Origin of the sequence: Thiospirillum jenense (genome assembly GCF_014145225.1) — a bacterium.
Taxonomy (GTDB): domain Bacteria; phylum Pseudomonadota; class Gammaproteobacteria; order Chromatiales; family Chromatiaceae; genus Thiospirillum; species Thiospirillum jenense.
The window spans coordinates 25,835-43,404 of the sequence record NZ_JABVCQ010000019.1; the positions used below are offsets into that span (position 1 = coordinate 25,835).

Annotated in this window: 16 protein-coding genes; 11 read left to right on the forward strand and 5 right to left on the reverse strand. The window is 48.9% G+C overall.

Annotation, left to right across the window (positions count from 1 at the left end):
• Nucleotides 1-98: 98 nt before the first annotated feature.
• From lepA to HUK38_RS09565, 11 genes are all read left to right on the forward strand, one after another.
• Nucleotides 99-1,907 carry a translation elongation factor 4 gene (gene lepA, locus HUK38_RS09515; RefSeq protein WP_182584102.1) on the forward strand — a complete coding sequence of 603 codons (1,809 nt, stop codon included), beginning with the start codon at nucleotides 99-101 and terminating at the stop codon, nucleotides 1,905-1,907.
• A gap of 99 nt (nucleotides 1,908-2,006) precedes the next feature.
• A complete protein-coding gene (gene lepB / locus HUK38_RS09520) occupies nucleotides 2,007-2,837 on the forward strand; it encodes a signal peptidase I (RefSeq protein ID WP_182584103.1) in 831 nt (276 codons plus the stop codon).
• A 42-nt stretch (nucleotides 2,838-2,879) separates the two neighbouring features.
• Nucleotides 2,880-3,263, forward strand: a complete 384-nt coding sequence (locus HUK38_RS09525; RefSeq protein WP_182584104.1) for a DUF4845 domain-containing protein — start codon at nucleotides 2,880-2,882, stop codon at nucleotides 3,261-3,263.
• Nucleotides 3,260-3,949: a ribonuclease III gene (gene rnc, locus HUK38_RS09530; protein WP_182584105.1), complete on the forward strand. Its 690-nt coding sequence runs from the start codon at nucleotides 3,260-3,262 to the stop codon at nucleotides 3,947-3,949. The genes HUK38_RS09525 and rnc overlap by 4 nt, the downstream gene beginning before the upstream one ends.
• A 32-nt stretch (nucleotides 3,950-3,981) precedes the next feature.
• Nucleotides 3,982-4,869, forward strand: coding sequence for a GTPase Era (gene era / locus HUK38_RS09535; RefSeq protein ID WP_182584133.1), 888 nt, complete (start codon nucleotides 3,982-3,984; stop codon nucleotides 4,867-4,869).
• A 72-nt stretch (nucleotides 4,870-4,941) separates the two neighbouring features.
• Nucleotides 4,942-6,018, forward strand: coding sequence for a DUF2333 family protein (locus HUK38_RS09540; RefSeq protein ID WP_182584106.1), 1,077 nt, complete (start codon nucleotides 4,942-4,944; stop codon nucleotides 6,016-6,018).
• Between the two features lie 177 nt (nucleotides 6,019-6,195).
• Nucleotides 6,196-7,101, forward strand: a complete 906-nt coding sequence (locus HUK38_RS09545) for an Rpn family recombination-promoting nuclease/putative transposase (RefSeq protein ID WP_182584107.1) — start codon at nucleotides 6,196-6,198, stop codon at nucleotides 7,099-7,101.
• Between the two features lie 45 nt (nucleotides 7,102-7,146).
• Nucleotides 7,147-8,175: a magnesium chelatase ATPase subunit I gene (bchI, locus tag HUK38_RS09550; protein WP_182584108.1), complete on the forward strand. Its 1,029-nt coding sequence runs from the start codon at nucleotides 7,147-7,149 to the stop codon at nucleotides 8,173-8,175.
• A complete protein-coding gene (locus HUK38_RS09555; protein WP_182584109.1) occupies nucleotides 8,172-10,013 on the forward strand; it encodes a magnesium chelatase subunit D in 1,842 nt (613 codons plus the stop codon). The genes bchI and HUK38_RS09555 overlap by 4 nt, the downstream gene beginning before the upstream one ends.
• Before the next feature lie 37 nt (nucleotides 10,014-10,050).
• The gene (bchO, locus tag HUK38_RS09560) at nucleotides 10,051-10,944 is read left to right on the forward strand and encodes an alpha/beta fold hydrolase BchO (protein ID WP_182584110.1); all 894 of its coding nucleotides are present in this window, start codon (nucleotides 10,051-10,053) and stop codon (nucleotides 10,942-10,944) included.
• A 33-nt stretch (nucleotides 10,945-10,977) separates the two neighbouring features.
• Nucleotides 10,978-11,991: an adenosine kinase gene (locus HUK38_RS09565; RefSeq protein WP_182584134.1), complete on the forward strand. Its 1,014-nt coding sequence runs from the start codon at nucleotides 10,978-10,980 to the stop codon at nucleotides 11,989-11,991.
• Here the strand turns inward: HUK38_RS09565 and nuoN are convergent.
• From nuoN to nuoL, 5 genes are read right to left on the reverse strand one after another with little or no spacing between them, the layout of a single operon-like run.
• On the reverse strand, nucleotides 11,988-13,427 hold the full coding sequence (gene nuoN / locus HUK38_RS09570; protein WP_182584111.1) for an NADH-quinone oxidoreductase subunit NuoN: 1,440 nt from the start codon (nucleotides 13,425-13,427) through the stop codon (nucleotides 11,988-11,990). The two genes, HUK38_RS09565 and nuoN, sit on opposite strands and share 4 nt — an antisense overlap.
• 14 nt (nucleotides 13,428-13,441) lie before the next feature.
• Nucleotides 13,442-15,004, reverse strand: coding sequence for an NADH-quinone oxidoreductase subunit M (locus HUK38_RS09575; protein WP_182584112.1), 1,563 nt, complete (start codon nucleotides 15,002-15,004; stop codon nucleotides 13,442-13,444).
• Between the two features lie 5 nt (nucleotides 15,005-15,009).
• On the reverse strand, nucleotides 15,010-15,177 hold the full coding sequence (locus HUK38_RS09580) for a hypothetical protein (protein WP_182584113.1): 168 nt from the start codon (nucleotides 15,175-15,177) through the stop codon (nucleotides 15,010-15,012).
• A complete protein-coding gene (locus HUK38_RS09585) occupies nucleotides 15,164-15,547 on the reverse strand; it encodes a nucleotidyltransferase family protein (protein ID WP_182584114.1) in 384 nt (127 codons plus the stop codon). Before HUK38_RS09585 ends, HUK38_RS09580 begins: the two co-directional genes overlap by 14 nt.
• Before the next feature lie 28 nt (nucleotides 15,548-15,575).
• The gene (gene nuoL, locus HUK38_RS09590; RefSeq protein ID WP_182584115.1) at nucleotides 15,576-17,570 is read right to left on the reverse strand and encodes an NADH-quinone oxidoreductase subunit L; all 1,995 of its coding nucleotides are present in this window, start codon (nucleotides 17,568-17,570) and stop codon (nucleotides 15,576-15,578) included.

Consider the following 17,570-nt stretch of genomic DNA (forward strand, 5'->3'; position numbering starts at 1 on the left):
GCGTTTTCTGTTACCATGCGCGGCCTAACTGCGTTTTCAAATGACGCTGGCGCGGTCGCCCGCTATTCACCCGCCGCGCCACCTACCGTTGGTGTTTAATGACAATTGAGCTGAAATACATCCGCAACTTTTCTATTATTGCGCATATAGATCATGGCAAATCCACCATTGCCGATCGGTTTATTCAACATTGCGGCGCATTAACAGCGCGGGAAATGTCGGAGCAAGTATTAGATTCAATGGATTTGGAACGCGAGCGCGGCATTACGATTAAAGCGCAGAGCGTCACATTGGATTACATCGCCCGCGATGGCCAACGCTATGAACTCAATTTTATTGACACCCCCGGGCATGTGGATTTTTCTTATGAAGTCTCACGTTCATTAGCCGCCTGTGAGGGCGCGTTATTAGTGGTGGATGCCGCGCAAGGCGTTGAAGCGCAGAGCGTGGCCAATTGTTACACGGCAATTGAATTGGGATTGGAAGTGCTGCCGGTCTTAAATAAAATTGATTTACCGTCGGCTGAACCCGAGCGCGTGTTGCGGGAAATCGAAGAGATCATTGGCATTGAAACCGATAATGCACTGCGCGTTAGTGCGAAAACCGGCGATGGCATTCCTGAATTATTAGAAATGCTGGTGGCGAAAATCCCGCCGCCGAATGGCGATCCCAATGCACCTTTGCAAGCGTTAATTGTGGATTCGTGGTTTGATTCGTATGTCGGCGTTGTTTCATTAGTGCGCGTTATGAATGGCCGCATTAATAAACGCGATAAGATTCAAGTCATGTCCACCGGCCGTAATTATCTTGCCGATGTGTTGGGGGTATTCACGCCGAAAAAGACTGAGCGAAATGAACTGACCGCCGGTGAAGTCGGGTTTTTAATTGCCGGGATTAAAGAAATTGACGGCGCACCCGTCGGCGACACCATTACCCGCGCTGATCGTCCGGCAATAGAACACTTGCCCGGCTTTCGCGCCATTCGCCCGCGTGTATTCGCCGGGTTATATCCAATTGACGCCGACGCCTATGAAGATTTACGCGATGCACTGCGCAAATTACGCTTAAATGATTCCGCCTTGTTTTATGAACCAGAAACCTCGCAAGCCCTCGGGTTTGGCTTTCGCTGCGGCTTTCTTGGTTTATTACACATGGAGATCATTCAAGAGCGGCTCGAACGCGAATATGATTTGGATTTAATTACCACCGCGCCAACCGTTGTTTATGAAGTGGAACAATCCAATGGCGAAGTGATTAAAGTTGATAACCCGGCCAATTTACCCGAAACCAGCGGTATTCGTGAGATTCGAGAACCCATTATTGAAGCGCATATTTTAGTGCCGCAAGCGCAATTGGGCGGGGTGATTGCGTTGTGTATTGATAAGCGCGGGGTGCAAAAACAAATCCAATTCGTTGGCGGTCAAGTGCAGGTCGCGTTTGAATTGCCATTGAATGAAGTGGTGCTGGATTTCTTTGATCGGTTGAAATCCGTCAGTCGCGGTTATGCGTCCTTTGAATATGAATTCAAACGCTTTCAACCCGCCGACTTGATTAAATTAGATGTGTTAATTAACGGCGACCGCGTGGACGCGCTATCGTTAATTGTGCATCGTGACAATGCGCAATTGCGCGGGCGGGAATTGACCGAACGTATGAAGGAGTTAATTCCGCGTCAATTATTCGAGGTCGCCATTCAAGCCGCTATTGGCACTAAAGTCATTGCGCGCACGACGGTGAAAGCCTTGCGTAAAAATGTGACCGCAAAATGCTATGGTGGCGATGTGACCCGCAAACGCAAGTTATTAGAAAAACAAAAAGCGGGCAAGCGGCGCATGAAACAGGTCGGCAAAATTGAAATCCCCCAAGAGGCATTTTTGGCGGTCTTGCAGACCGGAAAAGATAATTAGCTGGTGCGTTAAACATGCTCTGCGGTTGCAATAAACTGCCGTTGAGTGCCAAACGCTTTATTCACAATCTAATAATTAACAACCGACTACATTGCACCCATGACTTTTGATTTTCCAACCTTTCTTGTTCTCGCCACTGCAATCACCGGTATGATTTGGTTAATTGACGCAGTGATACTTGTGCCCCGTCGAAAACGGCACAATACGAATATAAAAAACGTCAATACCCCCAAGCATGAATCTATTGTCGTTGAATACGCCAGATCATTTTTTCCCGTGCTGTTGGTCGTATTGTTATTGCGGTCGTTTTTAGTGGAGCCATTTCGCATCCCGTCAGGGTCAATGATGCCGACCCTATTGGTGGGCGATTTTATTTTAGTTAATAAGTTTGCGTATGGATTGCGCTGGCCGGTATTGAATAGCAAGTTTATTGATGTTGGCGAACCACACCGTGGCGATGTCGTGGTGTTTCGTTTTCCCCGTCAAGAATCCGTTGATTACATTAAGCGCGTGGTGGGGGTGCCGGGTGATAAAGTGGAGTATTTTAATAAAACTTTGTATGTGAATGATTTACCAATGGTGCAAACGCCGCAAAATAATTACATCGGCACGGGCGCCGGCAGTAGTCAAACGGGAATGAAGTTGGCATTAGAAGACCTCACCGGCCGCCCGCATCAGGTGTTAATTAACCCGAATACGTTTGATTTCCCGCCGGGCTGTGATGTATTAGCACATGGCGCAATTGTGATTCCCAATGGGCAGTATTTTGTGATGGGCGACAATCGTGATAATAGTAATGACAGCCGTTGCTGGGGCTTTGTTCCCGAAGATCATTTGGTTGGCAAAGCATTTGCAATCTGGATGAATTGGGATGGCGAACGGGCGGGTTTCCCAATTGCATGGGAGCGACTTGGCAATGGTATTGAATGAGATTTAGTTGATAAGGCATCAAATAGCGAGGAAATCATAGTAATGAAAACACGTTTAACAACACAAGGTGGTTTGAGTTTTGTTGGTGTCATGATGGGCACCGCATTGGCGGCCTTTTTTGGCACCTTATTTTTCACGATGGCGCCGTCTTATTTTACTTTTTGGCAAGTGAAATCAGCAATGGACGGGCTGCAACAAAAGCCCGAGTTATTCGATCAGGGTGCTCGCGGTATCATTAAAGCAGTGACCGATCAATTGTATATTGATGACGTGCGCTCGATAAAAGCCGAGGACTTCACTGCAACAAAGAGTGCCGATGGCGAGGGAATTGATTTAACCATTGAGTATGAAGATCAGGTGCATATTTTCTTAAATGTTGATGCCCTCATGCACTTTAACCACACTGTGATTATTAAGAAATCGTGAGTCCGTGCCTTGACCCTTTATTGCAGGATTTGATTGAGCATACCATCGAGCGGCTTGATTTATTCGAGCAGGCGCTCACGCATCGCAGTGTGGGCAGTCATAATAATGAACGCCTCGAATTTCTCGGCGATGCGTTGCTCGGTTTTGTCATTGCCGACAAGTTGTTGCAGCAATTCCCAATGGCGAATGAAGGCGATTTAAGTCGCGCTCGGGCGGCTTTGGTTAAAGAAGAATCATTAGCCGCCCAGGCGCGGGCGCTGAACTTAGGCCATTATTTGCGTTTGGGATCAGGTGAATTGCGCACGGGTGGCTATGCGCGTGATTCAATTCTGGCGGATGCGTTTGAAGCCTTATTAGGCGCAGTGTATTTAGATCAGGGGTTTCCGGCCGCTGAAAAGTTAATTGCTAAATTATTCGCCGCGCCATTAGCGCAGGTGGCGACGCATTTACCCGGTAAAGACCCGAAAACGCGATTACAGGAATGGTTGCAGGCGCAACATCGTGAATTACCCGAATACGCGGTGGTGGATGTGAGCGGTAAACAACACGATCAACAATTTGCCGTGCGCTGTCGTTTATTAGATAGTGGGCAGGAAACGGTTGGATTGGGTACCAGTCGGCGGCGGGCGGAACAACAGGCGGCAACGCAAATGCTGACGGCAATGAATGGCGGGAATGAAACGTGACCGATCAGGCAATTGATTGCACCAATCAAGCAATGAACCGCTGCGGTTCGATTGCCATTATTGGCCGTCCAAATGTCGGTAAATCAACTTTGCTTAATCGTTTATTAGGACAGAAGTTGGCGATCACTTCTCATAAAGCGCAAACCACCCGCCATGCCATTTTAGGAATTAAAACTCGTCCCGATGGGCAATTATTATTTGTGGATACGCCTGGCATTCATCAGCGCGGGCAAGGCGCATTGAATCGCTATTTAAATCGCGCCGCCCGCGTGGCATTAGCTGATGTGGACGTGGCATTATTCGTGGTTGAAGCCTTGCGCTTTACGGCAGAAGATATAATTGCATTCAATGCGATTACGGCGACGGCGACGCCCGCAGTGGTGGCAATTAACAAAACCGATTTAGTTGCTAATAAAACCGCGCTCTTGCCGTATCTAGCCGAATTAGCCAAGCGGCATGAGTGGTTGGCATTATTACCGGTATCAGCGCGCTCGGGCGATCAATTAGATGCACTCGAGTTGGCGTTATTAAATGCGCTGCCGGCGGGTGAAAATCTATTCCCGGACGATCAATTAACCGACCGCTCGGAGCGGTTTTTAGCGGCAGAATTATTACGCGAGCAATTGGTACAACGCTATGGTGATGAATTGCCGTATCACACTACCGTTGGGATTGAACGGTTTGAAGATCGTGCCGGTCATTACCATATTCATGCGTTAATTTGGGTCGAGCGTGACAGTCAAAAAGCAATTATTGTTGGCCAGCGCGGGGCGGCATTAAAAGCGGCGGCGACGCAAGCGCGATTGGAAATGCAAAAGTTATTTGATTGTCCGGTGCGTTTGAATGTGTGGGTGCGCGTGAAAAAGAGTTGGAGTAGTAATGAGGCAGCATTAGCGCAATTAGGCTACAGTGCGCTGTGAGTAGGTGAATTGGTCATTCACTGTGATTGATAACCAACTAAATAACCAGCAAAATAAACGACGGAGAATATTATGACTCGCACCGACTGGACAGTTAAACAACCTGTATTGAAAAAAAGCGTTACGCATGTGGTCAAGTTGTATGATCCACGGCAATGGCGCGAAAAAGGTTTGTGGTGGACGTTAGGTTTATTCGCCATCACTTATGTCATTATCGTTCTGGTGCTGGGGATTATTTGGTCGCGTTCGCCCGGTCATTTTGACGTGTATGAAAATGCTTTGAACTTTGCAAATGGCGATGCTAATAAAATTGTTGTGGGCAGCGTGACGGCGGCAACAACCATTCAAATTGGTGAGACGTTGCTGCATAAGAACGGCGGCTATTTGATTAATGATAAAACGCCGCCCGGTGTTTATCTTGATAATATCCCGAATTGGGAATTTGGCGCCTTGACTGAATTGCGCGACCTGGCGTATTCATTAAGAAATGAGTTTAGCCGCGCCCAGTCTCAATCTGCGGAAGATAAGGATTTAGAGATCGCGCAGCCACAATTGAATTATAATTCTGATTCGTGGATTTTGCCGTCAACCGAATCTGAATATAACAAAGGCATTAAAGCGTTGCGGCGTTATGCCGAGCGATTGGCGGATGATCGCGCATTGGATGGGCAATTCTTTGCCCGCGCTGATAATTTGGTAATGTATTTACAAGTGGTGGAAAAGCGATTGGGCAATTTAGCGCAGCGCCTTTCCTATGCCGCCGGACAGGATCAATTAAATACCACGCTCGCCGGTGATCCAAGTGCGCGGCAATCAACGCCAGTGCCAGCACAGGTGCATAATCAAACGCCCTGGGGTGAAATTGATGATGTGTTTTTTGAAGCACGCGGCTATACCTGGGCGTTATTGCACACGTTAGAATCAATTGAAATAGACTTTGACGCGGTGCTGAAAGATAAGAATGCAGTTGTGTCGTTGCGGCAAATTATTCGTGAATTAAAAAATACGCAAGACTCCATTTGGAGTCCTATGATTCTGAATGGCACCGGTTTCGGTGCAATGGCGAATCATTCATTGGTGATGGCGTCGTATGTGTCGCGTGCGAATGCAGCCATTGCTGAATTGCGGGCGTTATTAAGACAAGGTTGATTGCAATTATTCTGACGTGATTCGTTGATCGTTGTCACGCGCCTGCGCGGTAACGATCAACTCGTTCCAGTTAACTCATTTCGCTTTTATTGATCGGTAATGACGAACAGCACTGGCACAGTAGATTTATTGATCTGGATACTGGATTGCAACGATGTTTATTGAGGTTTGATTGCCATGCGCCGTCCAATTGATCCTAAGGTAGATTGTGTATTCAAAGCGCTGTTGGGTAGTAATAATAATCGTAACTTGCTTGTGCATTTTTTGAATGCAACGCTCGGTGAAACCTTGCGCTGTCCAATTCGTGAAGTAGAAATTCTCAATCCCTATAATGACCGTGAGCAGGCAGATAGCAAGCTCAGTATTGTTGACATTAAAGCGCAGGATGAAAATAAGCAACAGTATCAGATTGAAATTCAGTTGCTGAATCACTCTGGCTTGTCAGCTCGCATCATTTACAATTGGGGACTTTTATACACAAGACAATTAAAAGAGAGCGACCCTTATGAGCTGCTTAAACCCAGTTATTCGATTTGGTTATTAGCCGAGCCGTTATTAGATGACCAACTTGCTTACTTTGGTGATCCTGAATTTTTACATGTCTATCGCTTCCGTGATAATCAAGGTCGCTGTTTTCACAATCACGGCGGTATTTGGTTATTGGAATTGAGTAAATTTCAAGCGGCGGATGTTGAAACCGAATTGCAACGCTGGTTAAGATTTTTTCTCGAAGCGGAACGACTTGATTCATCCAATCTACCTGTCTGGATGCAAACCAATGAAATGAGGCAAGCGATGCAAACTTTAAAACTATTTTCAGATGAAGATCGTGCCTATTGGGAATATCAGGATCGCATTAGTTATTTGCGCATTCAGCGTTCGCTTGAGAATGATTTGAAGCAGGCGTTGCAGGAAAAAGAGGCTGTGTTGCAAGAAAGGGAGATTGCAATTCAGGAGAAAGAAGCCGCAGTTCAAGAAAAAGACATTGCAATTCAGGAAAAAGACGCTGCCGTATTAGAAGCAGCGCGACTCAAAGCATTATTAGACCAATTACATCAACAAATAAAACCTTTATCTGAATAACCATTCGATTTATCACCCGCCGTTTTTATTGAGGACATTTTCATCATGCCGGTTGCCTTTCCTTTTTCGGCCATCGTTGCGCAAGAAGAAATGAAACTTGCGATCCTGATTGCAGCCACCGATCAAAGCATCGGCGGCGTCCTGGTCTTCGGTGATCGCGGCACCGGCAAATCCACCGCGATCCGCGCCCTCGCCGCGCTCTTGCCACCGATGCGCGTGGTTGACCAATGCGTCTATCACTGCGATCCCGACGCCCCCGACGCCGGTTTGTGCGAATCCTGCCGCACCCGCCGCGCTAAAGGTCAGCTCAAAGCGCACAAAGCCCCCGTGCCGGTGGTGGATTTGCCACTCGGCGCGACGGAAGACCGCGTGATCGGTGCATTGGATTTGGAAAGCGCCCTGACTCGGGGTGAAAAAGCGTTTGAACCGGGACTGCTCGCCCGTGCGCATCGCGGTTTTCTCTACATTGACGAGGTGAATTTGCTCGAAGATCACCTCGTGGACGCACTGCTCGACGTCGCCGCCTCGGGTGAAAACGTGGTGGAACGCGAGGGCTTGAGCGTCCGCCACCCCGCCCGCTTCGTACTGGTCGGCAGTGGCAATCCCGAGGAAGGCGAATTGCGCCCGCAGTTGCTTGACCGTTTCGGGTTATCCGTCGAAGTCACCACGCCGAAAGATTTAGCAACGCGGGTGCGCGTGGTGCGGTTGCGCGATGATTTTGACCGCGATCCTGATGAATTTATTGACAAATGGAAACGCAAAGATGCCAAAGTCCGCACTCAACTGGTCAAGGCCAAAGAGCGCCTGCCGCAGGTTGAAGTTCCCGACGCGGCACTCGAACGGGCAGCGCAGTTGTGTTTGAAACTCGGCACCGACGGCTTGCGCGGTGAATTGACCCTGATCCGTGCCGCCCGCGCACTGGCCGCGTTGGAAGGTGACGATCAGGTCACGGACAGTCACCTCAAGCGCGTCGCCCCGCCCGCTCTGCGCCATCGCCTGCGCCGCAACGTGTTGGATGACGCTGGTTCAACCACTCGCGTGATGCGAGCGATTGAGGAACTGTTTGGCGCATGACCACTCCCGCCGTCACCGCAGCACCAGTCACGCCGCCCGCCGCCGCGCCAGCAGTGCGCTACTCCCCCTGGGATGACGCCTGCCTCGCCGCCGCATTACTCGCGGTTGATCCCGCCGGTACCGCCGGCGTCGTGGTCAAAGCCTTCCCCGGCCCCGTGCGCGACCTGTGGCTCGATCTGATCCGTGAATTATTACCACCAGATGCCCCGTTCCGCCGCATTCCGTTACACATCGCCGACGGCCGCCTGCTCGGTGGACTAGATTTGGCCGCCACGTTACGCAGCGGCCGCCCCGTCGCCGAGCGCGGTTTATTAGTGGAAGCGGACGGTGGCGTGTTGCTACTGGCGATGGCCGAGCGCGTCGCCCGTAACACCGCCGCGCATCTGAGCGTGACGCTTGACGCCGGCGAGGTCTATTTGGAACGCGACGGCTTGACCGCCCGCACCCCAACCCGCTTTGGCTTAATTGCGCTGGACGAGAGCGCCAATGATGATGAGCGCCTGCCGCACACGCTGGTTGACCGCTTGGCGATGCTGATTGATTTAAGCGACATCGGCTGGCGCGATGCGGTGCCGAGTGATTACAGCGCCGAGCAAATTCTCAGCGCCCGCGAGCGGTTGCCGCGTGTCACCGCTGACGACGAAGTGATTCAAGCGCTGTGCGGCACGGCACTGGTGCTGGGCGTAGATTCGCTGCGCTCGTCACTCGCCGCGTTCGCCGTCGCCCGAGCGGCCGCGGCACTGGCGGGACGTGAACAGGTCAGTACCGAGGATGTCACGGCGGCGGCGCGGTTGGTGCTGGCGCCGCGAGCGACGCGGCTGCCAATGGTTGAACCGCCGCCAGATCAGGATGTCCCGGAGCAACCGCCACCGCCCGAGCAAAATGATGAGAATGATGAGCAAAATCAAGCTGATACGCCCGATCAGCAGTTGGATAAACCGCTGGAGGATCAGGTACTCGAAGCCGCGCAAGCCGCGATTCCGCCGCATTTGTTAGCCGAGTTGCAGGTCGGGGCATTGCGCGGGCGGTCGCGGACGCACGGCAAATCTGGTGCGCAGCAGCAGGGATCACTGCGCGGGCGGCCGGCGGGAACTCGTGCCGGTGATCCGGGCGCTGGGGTGCGGTTGAACGTGATTGACACGCTGCGGGCGGCGGCACCGTGGCAAAAAATTCGCCGCGCTGAACGTGAGGCGATGCAGGCGGCCGCGGGTGGCAGTGCGCACAAACCGCCGCGAGTCGAGGTGCGCCATGATGATTTTCGCATCACCCGTTACAAGCAACGCTCTGAAACGACAACGATTTTTGTCGTGGACGCCTCCGGCTCCGCCGCGCTGCACCGATTAGCCGAAGCCAAAGGCGCGGTGGAATTGCTGCTGGCCGACTGCTACGTCCGCCGTGACCGCGTCGCCATGATCGCCTTTCGCGGCGCTGGCGCAGAATTGCTGTTACCGCCGACGCGCTCGCTGGTCAGAGCTAAACGCAGCCTCGCCGGACTGCCCGGCGGCGGTGGCACACCACTCGCGGCCGCGCTCGATGCCACCTTTGAATTAGCCGACAACATCAAACGGCGCGGCGGGACGCCGGTCGTGATTTTGTTGACCGACGGCCGCGCTAATGTCGCCCGCGACGGCACCGGCGGCCGCGCCCAAGCCAGTGAAGATGCACTCGGCGCCGCTCGCGTATTGCGCAGCGCCCAATTGACCACGTTAATTATTGACGTGTCACCGCGCCCGCGTCCCGAAGCGGAGCAATTGGCCAAAGAAATGAATGCGCTGTATTTGCCATTACCGCACGCCGATGCGCAAGTATTATCGCACGCAGTCAAGGCGGCATTATAATTAAACACATTGGCAATTAAACACGGAAATAACGGCAATGAGTTTATTACAGCGCGTTTTGAATGCACGGCCGGATTGGGAATTGACCCGTGCGAATTGGCCGAATACCGACCATAGCCGATTTATTAACGCGGGTGAATTGCGCTGGCATGTGCAAATTGCTGGGCAAGGTGAGACCTTATTATTATTGCACGGCACCGCGGCCTCAACCCATTCATTCGCTGATCTATTGCCGTTATTAGCCCAGCGTTACACCGTCATTGCTCCCGATCTACCCGGCCACGGATTCACCTCCGCCCCCGCCGCCGCGCAATTATCATTAACTGGCATGGCCGCGGCCATTGGTGAATTATTAACCGCCTTACAATTACCCGCACCGCGCATCGTGGTCGGTCATTCGGCCGGCGCCGCCATTCTCGCCCAATGCTGTTTTAATGGCGCAATTGCCTCCGAAGTATTAATCAGCCTCAGCGGTGCGCTATTACCGTTGCGCGGAATGCCCGGTAAATTCTTTTCACCACTCGCCCGCTTCATGGCGCGCAACGCATTCATTCCGCACATTGTCAGCTATGATGCCCGCCGCCGGGGTGCTATTGAACGGTTAATAGACAGCACCGGTTCCCAATTAACTGCCGACGGCATCGCCCGTTATCGGTTATTAGTTCAAACCCCCGGCCACGTCGCCGCCGCATTAAATATGATGGCCAATTGGGATTTGCACAGCTTACAAGCGCAATTACCGCACCTGCCCTGCCGATTATTACTGGTCGCGGCCACGAATGATAAAACCATTCCACCGAGTGAAGCGGAGCGGGTGCAGCGTTTATTACCGCAGGCTGAATTAATCACATTAAATGGGTTGGGTCATCTTGCCCATGAAGAAGACGCCGAGCGCGTGGCAGCGGTTATTAACCACGCCGCGCAGCGTTAATTACAATTCACTTGATTAGGAATGAAACCAGCGATGCCGCACTACGATGTTTATGCGTTAGGCAATGCGTTAGTTGATTTGGAATACCAGATCACGGACGCCGATCTGCACCATCTTGGTATTGACAAGGGCGTGATGACATTAGTTGATGAAGATCATCAATTGCGCATTATGAAATACCTTGCCGATCATCCCCATCATCGCGGCTCTGGTGGGTCAGCGGCGAATACGGTAATTGCAATCAGTCAATGCGGCGGGCGCGGGTTTTATGCCTGCAAAGTGGCGAATGATGATCTCGGCCATTTTTATTTGCATGACTTGAATGAAAATGGCATTGCAACGCTCGGCAATCAATACCTTGAACACGGCGACACCGGCCGCTGCGTGGTATTAGTCACACCCGACGGCGACCGCACCATGTGTACTTATTTGGGCATTAGCGGCAATTTATCCGTGCATGAATTAGACACCAATGCCCTTCGCGCCGCTCGCTATTTCTATACGGAAGGCTATTTGGTGACATCGGATACCGCCCGCGTGGCGGCAATTGAAGCGCGGCAATTTGCCGAACAAGCTGGAATTAAAACGGCGCTATCTTTATCCGATCCCAATATGGTGAAGTATTTCAAACCCGGGTTGCAGGCAATGATTGGGCGGCAAGTGGATTTAATATTTGCCAATGAAGCCGAAGCAAAAGGCATGGCGGATACGGATGATTTAATAGAAGCAATTGCCGCCTTGAAACAATTAGCGCGTGAATTTGTCATCACACGCGGGGCGCACGGGGCATTGATTTTTGATGGTCAAGCGTTAATTGAAATTGACGCCATACCAGTCAAAGCAATTGATACGGTTGGGGCGGGTGACATGTTTGCCGGCGCATTTCTTTATGGCTTGACGCATGGTTGGAATCATCACCGCGCCGGGCAATTAGCGGCGGCGGCGGCGGCGCAAGTGGTCACACGTTTTGGCCCCCGTCTTAGTGCGGAAACCATGCGCACGGTATTACAACAGGTGAATAATACCGTCACTGTTCAATTCAATTAACCGAATGCTACCCCGCACACTTGCAACAATGATGCGGGGAATAAGCCTAAAAATAAAATCGCCAAACCATTAATACTAATGGCAATGGTTGCCGTGCCATCAATCACCAGCGGCTGTTCTAATTGCGGCTTGTCAAAGTACATTAACTTGATGACGCGCAAATAATAGAATGCCCCAACAATTGAAAAAATCACCGCTAACACAGCCAGCCAAACTAATCCAACACTCACCGCCGCTTCTAAGACTAATAACTTTGCCATAAAGCCAACGGCAGGCGGCACCCCAGCCATTGAAAACATAATTAACGCCATCATCGCGGCCAGCCAACCATTGCGCTCACTCAATCCTTTGAGATCATCCAACTGCTCGGCTTCTATTCCTTGCGTTGATAATAATACTAAAATACCGAATGCACCCGCGGCCATTAACGCATACACGACGGTATAAAACATAGCCGCTGTATAGCCCGCTGCTGTGCCTGCCAATAGCCCGAGGAAAATAAACCCGACGTGCGAAATCGTGGAATACGCCAACATACGTTTAATATTTGTTTGCGCAATTGCCACGACATTACCCAACACAAATGACAACACGGAGAGAATGATTAAAATTTCGCCCCAATCGGTCTGCAAGCCGCCTAATCCTTCAATTAAAATCCGCACCGCCATTGCGAATGCTGCCACTTTTGGCGCACTGGATAAAAATAAAACAATTGGCATCGGCGCGCCTTGATACACATCCGGCAGCCACATGTGAAATGGCACTGCACCAAACTTGAATGCAACACCAATTAACACAAACACCAATCCAAATACCAGCAATTGATTATCCGTGCCTTGCGCTGCTGCAATATCGGCAATTTGCGCAAATCCAAAAAAGCCACCTGATGCGCCATACAGCATTGAAATCCCGTAAAGCAACATGCCAGAACCCAATGCACCTAGCACGAAATACTTCATTGCCGCTTCTGCACCGGCTTTTGAATCACGATCAAAGGCGACTAACGCATATAAACACAGTGCTAATAACTCCAACCCAAGATACAGGGTCAAAAAGTTATTTGCTGAAACCATAATCAACATGCCTAGTACCGCGAATAAAATCAGCACATGGTATTCACCAATCCACAACTGACGTTGCTGCATGTAATCACGCGAATACACAAAGGTGAATAGCGTGACAATTAAAATCACACCCTTGAGCAGGTCACTGAGTGGGTCACGAATAAAACTATTATCAAACGCATAAGTGACTTTATCACTGCCAATCAAACTAATCGCACCAAGCGCGGTGGCTAATCCAATGATTGTCACTATATGATTGATGTCTTTGCGTTCATCAGGTAAATACAGATCAATCACTAATACCGCACAGGCAACCGTTAAAATAACGATTTCGGGTAAAATGGCAATCATAGAGTTTGCTTCAACCGGCATGATTTTTATTCCCGTTAGGGCTGAATATGATTGATGGTTTGACTAATGGTCGGCGTGGGCGCATTCGGTAATTTGCTCACTTGCACTTGATTAACCAATTTAATAATACTCGGTTCCATGACAGTCACCAATGGACTTGGCCAAATACCTAGCACTAAAACCGCTGCTGCCAATGCGCCAAGATTAATAAACTCGCGTTTATTCAAATCTTGCAAGTGCGCCACCTTTTCATTCGTAATTTCACCGAAAATAACCCGCTTAACCATCCATAATGTAAAGGCAGCCGCGAGTACCAGTGTGGTTGCCGCAAGAAATGCAAACCAAAAGTCCGCTTTAAATGCCGCCAGAATCACCATTAACTCACCGACAAACCCGGATGTGCCTGGCAAACCGGCATTCGCCATTGCAAAAAACACTACTAATCCACTAAACCAGGGCATGACGTTAATGACACCGCCGTAATCGGCAATTTGACGGCTATGCAATCGGTCATATAACACGCCAACGCATAAGAATAATGCACCGGAAATAAAGCCATGAGAAATCATTTGTACCATGCCGCCTTCAATACCCATCACCGCGCCGCTATGCACTGCTGGTTGATTGAAAATGGCAAAAATGATAAAGAAGCCAAGTGTTACGAAACCCATGTGCGCAATGGATGAATACGCAATCAACTTTTTCATATCCTGCTGCACTAATGCCACAAATCCAATGTAAATAATGGCAATCAGTGACAATGCAATGATTAACCAATCCAATGTGGCACTCGCATCTGGGGTAATTGGCAAGCTAAAGCGTAAGAAGCCATATCCGCCAATTTTTAACATGATTGCGGCTAATATGACCGAGCCACCCGTTGGCGCTTCGACGTGAGCATCAGGCAACCAGGTGTGGACTGGAAACATCGGCACCTTGACAGCAAACGCTAATAAAAACGCAATGAAAATTAAAACTTGCGCTGTCATGCCAAGTTGCAAAGTATGATAATCAAGAATACTAAAACTGCCGGATTGGAAGTACATGTAGATCAGGGCGATCAACATGAATACCGAACCAAAGAAGGTGTATAGAAAAAACTTAATTGTTGCGTAAACTCGGTTAGGTCCGCCCCAAATGCCGATAATAATAAACATGGGAATCAACATTGCTTCCCAGAATACATAAAACAAAATGGCATCTAATGCGGCGAATACGCCAACCATCACACCTTCCATGATTAGGAAGGCCGCCATATACTGTGACGGTTTATAAGTAATGACTTCCCAGCCGGCAATAATGACAAAAATGGTAATGAACGTGGTCAATAAAATAAGCGGCATAGAAATGCCATCAACGCCAAGATAATAATAGACATCAAATGATGGTATCCACGCAACCCGCTCCACAAACTGCATGTCTGCACTCGTCACATCAAATAAAAACCATAATGGCAAACTCACCACAAAGGTCAATAGCGCCACTGCTAATGCCAACCATTTGGTCAATTCAGCAGTTTTATCACCACTGACAATCACGGCAAGGCCACCAATAATCGGTAGCCAGATTGTCAATGTCAGCCAGGGAAATTCAATCATGCCTGTTATTCTCCATTATCATTGCTGACACAATTCATTAAAAAGGTGATAAAAACATCTAAATCATTGGTCAACACAGGCGTTAAACGATTATAAACTGTCATTAAATAATCCAATACGATCAAACTGTTTTTAATTTCTCCAATGAGCAACAGTAAGTCATCTTTGCTCATATAGGATTTTTCCTTTCGCTAAAAGCGTCGCTTGAAAAGCGGGATCAACGTTTTCCCGACGCAGAATATCCAGCGGGAAATCTGTGCAGTCTTCGGCAAGCGCCAATAACCCTAAAAACTCAACTGACCCAACTCCTTCTATTGCCAGATCAATATCAGATACTTCTGAAAAATGTTGAGCTTTTAACAACGATCCCCATTGAATAATGCGTTTTGGCTGATAGCATTCAATAATACGGTTGACAATGACTTGAGTATCTAGTGTGGCTTGTTGCCATAAAAATTGCCGTTTCTTTGTCGCTATTTCATGTTTATGTTGTAAATAACGACAAACAGCTTGATAGTCAAAATCAGGTTTTGGTTCAAGCAATTTTATGAATTCACATGGTAAATGTGAATTAAAACGCGACATAAACTGTCAATAACCCCACCAACCCAACAATCATTGCAATTGCATAATGATACAGCAATCCCGATTGCAGCCAGCGCATCCATTCTGCTGTCCAACTAACTGCGCGGGCTGACCCATTAACAATCGTGTCATCAATGATCTTTTGATCGCCTGTATTCCAAAATACTTGACCAATTCTGCGTCCACCCGCTGCAAATACACGCTGATTGAAATCATCAAAGCCGTATTTATTGTCCAAAACTCTGGCAAGCGGGCCAGCTTTTTGCTGCAACTGACCATCAATTGCGGGATTTACTTTATGCCAACCCCACCAAATAATTGTTGCCAAAATTAAGCCAGACATGGCTAACCAAAACGGCAATCCGTGCATTCCATGTTGAATAAAAGCAACTTGTCCGTGCCAATGATTTGCTAAATGATGCAGCGTGTCATGTTCATGTGCAACGACAATTGCGTTACCAAACCAATTGTTCACTAATAACGGTTCAACCGCATACCAGCCAATAAAAATAGATGGTATTGCCAATGCTAATAATGGCACGGTCACCACCCATGGCGTCTCGTGCAAATGATGTTGCGTATGTTCATCCATACGCGGCTTGCCATGAAACACTAAGAAGTACATGCGGAAACTATACAGCGCCGTAATAAAAGCACCGATCGTTAATAATAACCATGCAAAGCCAGCACCGAATACGTCGGCATGTCCGACTGCTTCAATAATGGCATCTTTAGAAAAGAATCCAGAAAACCCCGGGAATGCAATAAGTGCTAATGACCCAACCAATGCTGTAATCCAAGTAATTGGCATGTAACGCCGCAAGCCACCCATATTGCGAATGTCTTGATCGTGGTGCATAGCAATAATAACTGACCCAGCCGCAAGGAATAACAATGCTTTGAAAAAGGCATGGGTCATTAAATGAAAAATGCCAGCGGCATAAGCGGATGCACCTAAAGCCGCGACCATATAACCAAGTTGGGAGAGCGTTGAATAAGCAACCACCCGCTTAATATCATTCTGCACTAAGCCAATTAATCCCATGAAAAATGCAGTGATGGCACCAATTAACAGCACAAATGACAAGGCGGTTGTGGAGAGTTCATACAGCGGTGACATGCGCGCCACCATGAAAATGCCCGCAGTGACCATGGTCGCGGCGTGAATTAACGCCGAAATGGGTGTTGGACCTTCCATTGAATCAGGCAACCAAACATGCAATGGCACCTGCGCCGATTTCCCCATCGCACCAATAAATAACAGAATACAAATCAGTGTCATCAGCGATACACCGCCGAACACTGCAATTTCTGTATTCGCAAATTCGGGTGCTTTAGCAAACACCTCAGCATAATCCATTGAATTAAAATACATGCCAATTGCGGCAATGCCAAGAATGAACCCAAAATCACCGACGCGATTGACTAGGAATGCTTTTAAATTGGCAAAGACAGCAGACTCGCGTGTCGCCCAAAATCCAATTAGTAAATAAGACACTAATCCTACTGCTTCCCAACCAAAAAATAACTGGATGAAGTTATTTGACATCACCAACATGAGCATTGAGAAGGTGAACAATGAAATATAACTAAAAAACCGCTGATAACTGTTTTTACCTGCCAATGAACCATGCGGCCAATTGTGTTCATCATCCGCCATGTAACCGATTGTATAGATATGCACCATCAATGACACGAAGGTCACGGTTGCCATCATTAACACGGTTAAGCGATCAACTAAAAACCCAATTTCAAATTGAATGCCATCAGCAACCATCCAGATATAAATGGTGTCATTAAACGCGGGCAAATCGTGCCAAATAAATCGTGATAAAACCCACAGTGATAGCGCACAAGCAATGCCAACACCTGAGGACGTCACCCAATGTGCACCGGCACGGCCGATTTTAGCGCCCCAAAAGCCGGCAACAATGGCACCCAACAGCGGCGCAAGAACAATGGTGAGATAAATGTTTTCCAT

Coding starts and splice junctions, on each gene's coding strand:
- bchI (WP_182584108.1), top strand. CDS start 7,147: ATGCCGGTTGCCTTTCCTTTTTCGGCCATCGTTGCGCAAGAAGAAATG.
- HUK38_RS09555 (WP_182584109.1), top strand. CDS start 8,172: ATGACCACTCCCGCCGTCACCGCAGCACCAGTCACGCCGCCCGCCGCC.
- nuoN (WP_182584111.1), bottom strand. CDS start 13,427: ATGCCGGTTGAAGCAAACTCTATGATTGCCATTTTACCCGAAATCGTT.
- HUK38_RS09525 (WP_182584104.1), top strand. CDS start 2,880: ATGAAAACACGTTTAACAACACAAGGTGGTTTGAGTTTTGTTGGTGTC.
- nuoL (WP_182584115.1), bottom strand. CDS start 17,570: ATGGAAAACATTTATCTCACCATTGTTCTTGCGCCGCTGTTGGGTGCC.
- HUK38_RS09540 (WP_182584106.1), top strand. CDS start 4,942: ATGACTCGCACCGACTGGACAGTTAAACAACCTGTATTGAAAAAAAGC.
- HUK38_RS09575 (WP_182584112.1), bottom strand. CDS start 15,004: ATGATTGAATTTCCCTGGCTGACATTGACAATCTGGCTACCGATTATT.
- lepA (WP_182584102.1), top strand. CDS start 99: ATGACAATTGAGCTGAAATACATCCGCAACTTTTCTATTATTGCGCAT.
- bchO (WP_182584110.1), top strand. CDS start 10,051: ATGAGTTTATTACAGCGCGTTTTGAATGCACGGCCGGATTGGGAATTG.
- HUK38_RS09580 (WP_182584113.1), bottom strand. CDS start 15,177: ATGAGCAAAGATGACTTACTGTTGCTCATTGGAGAAATTAAAAACAGT.
- HUK38_RS09545 (WP_182584107.1), top strand. CDS start 6,196: ATGCGCCGTCCAATTGATCCTAAGGTAGATTGTGTATTCAAAGCGCTG.
- era (WP_182584133.1), top strand. CDS start 3,982: ATGAACCGCTGCGGTTCGATTGCCATTATTGGCCGTCCAAATGTCGGT.
- HUK38_RS09565 (WP_182584134.1), top strand. CDS start 10,978: ATGCCGCACTACGATGTTTATGCGTTAGGCAATGCGTTAGTTGATTTG.
- lepB (WP_182584103.1), top strand. CDS start 2,007: ATGACTTTTGATTTTCCAACCTTTCTTGTTCTCGCCACTGCAATCACC.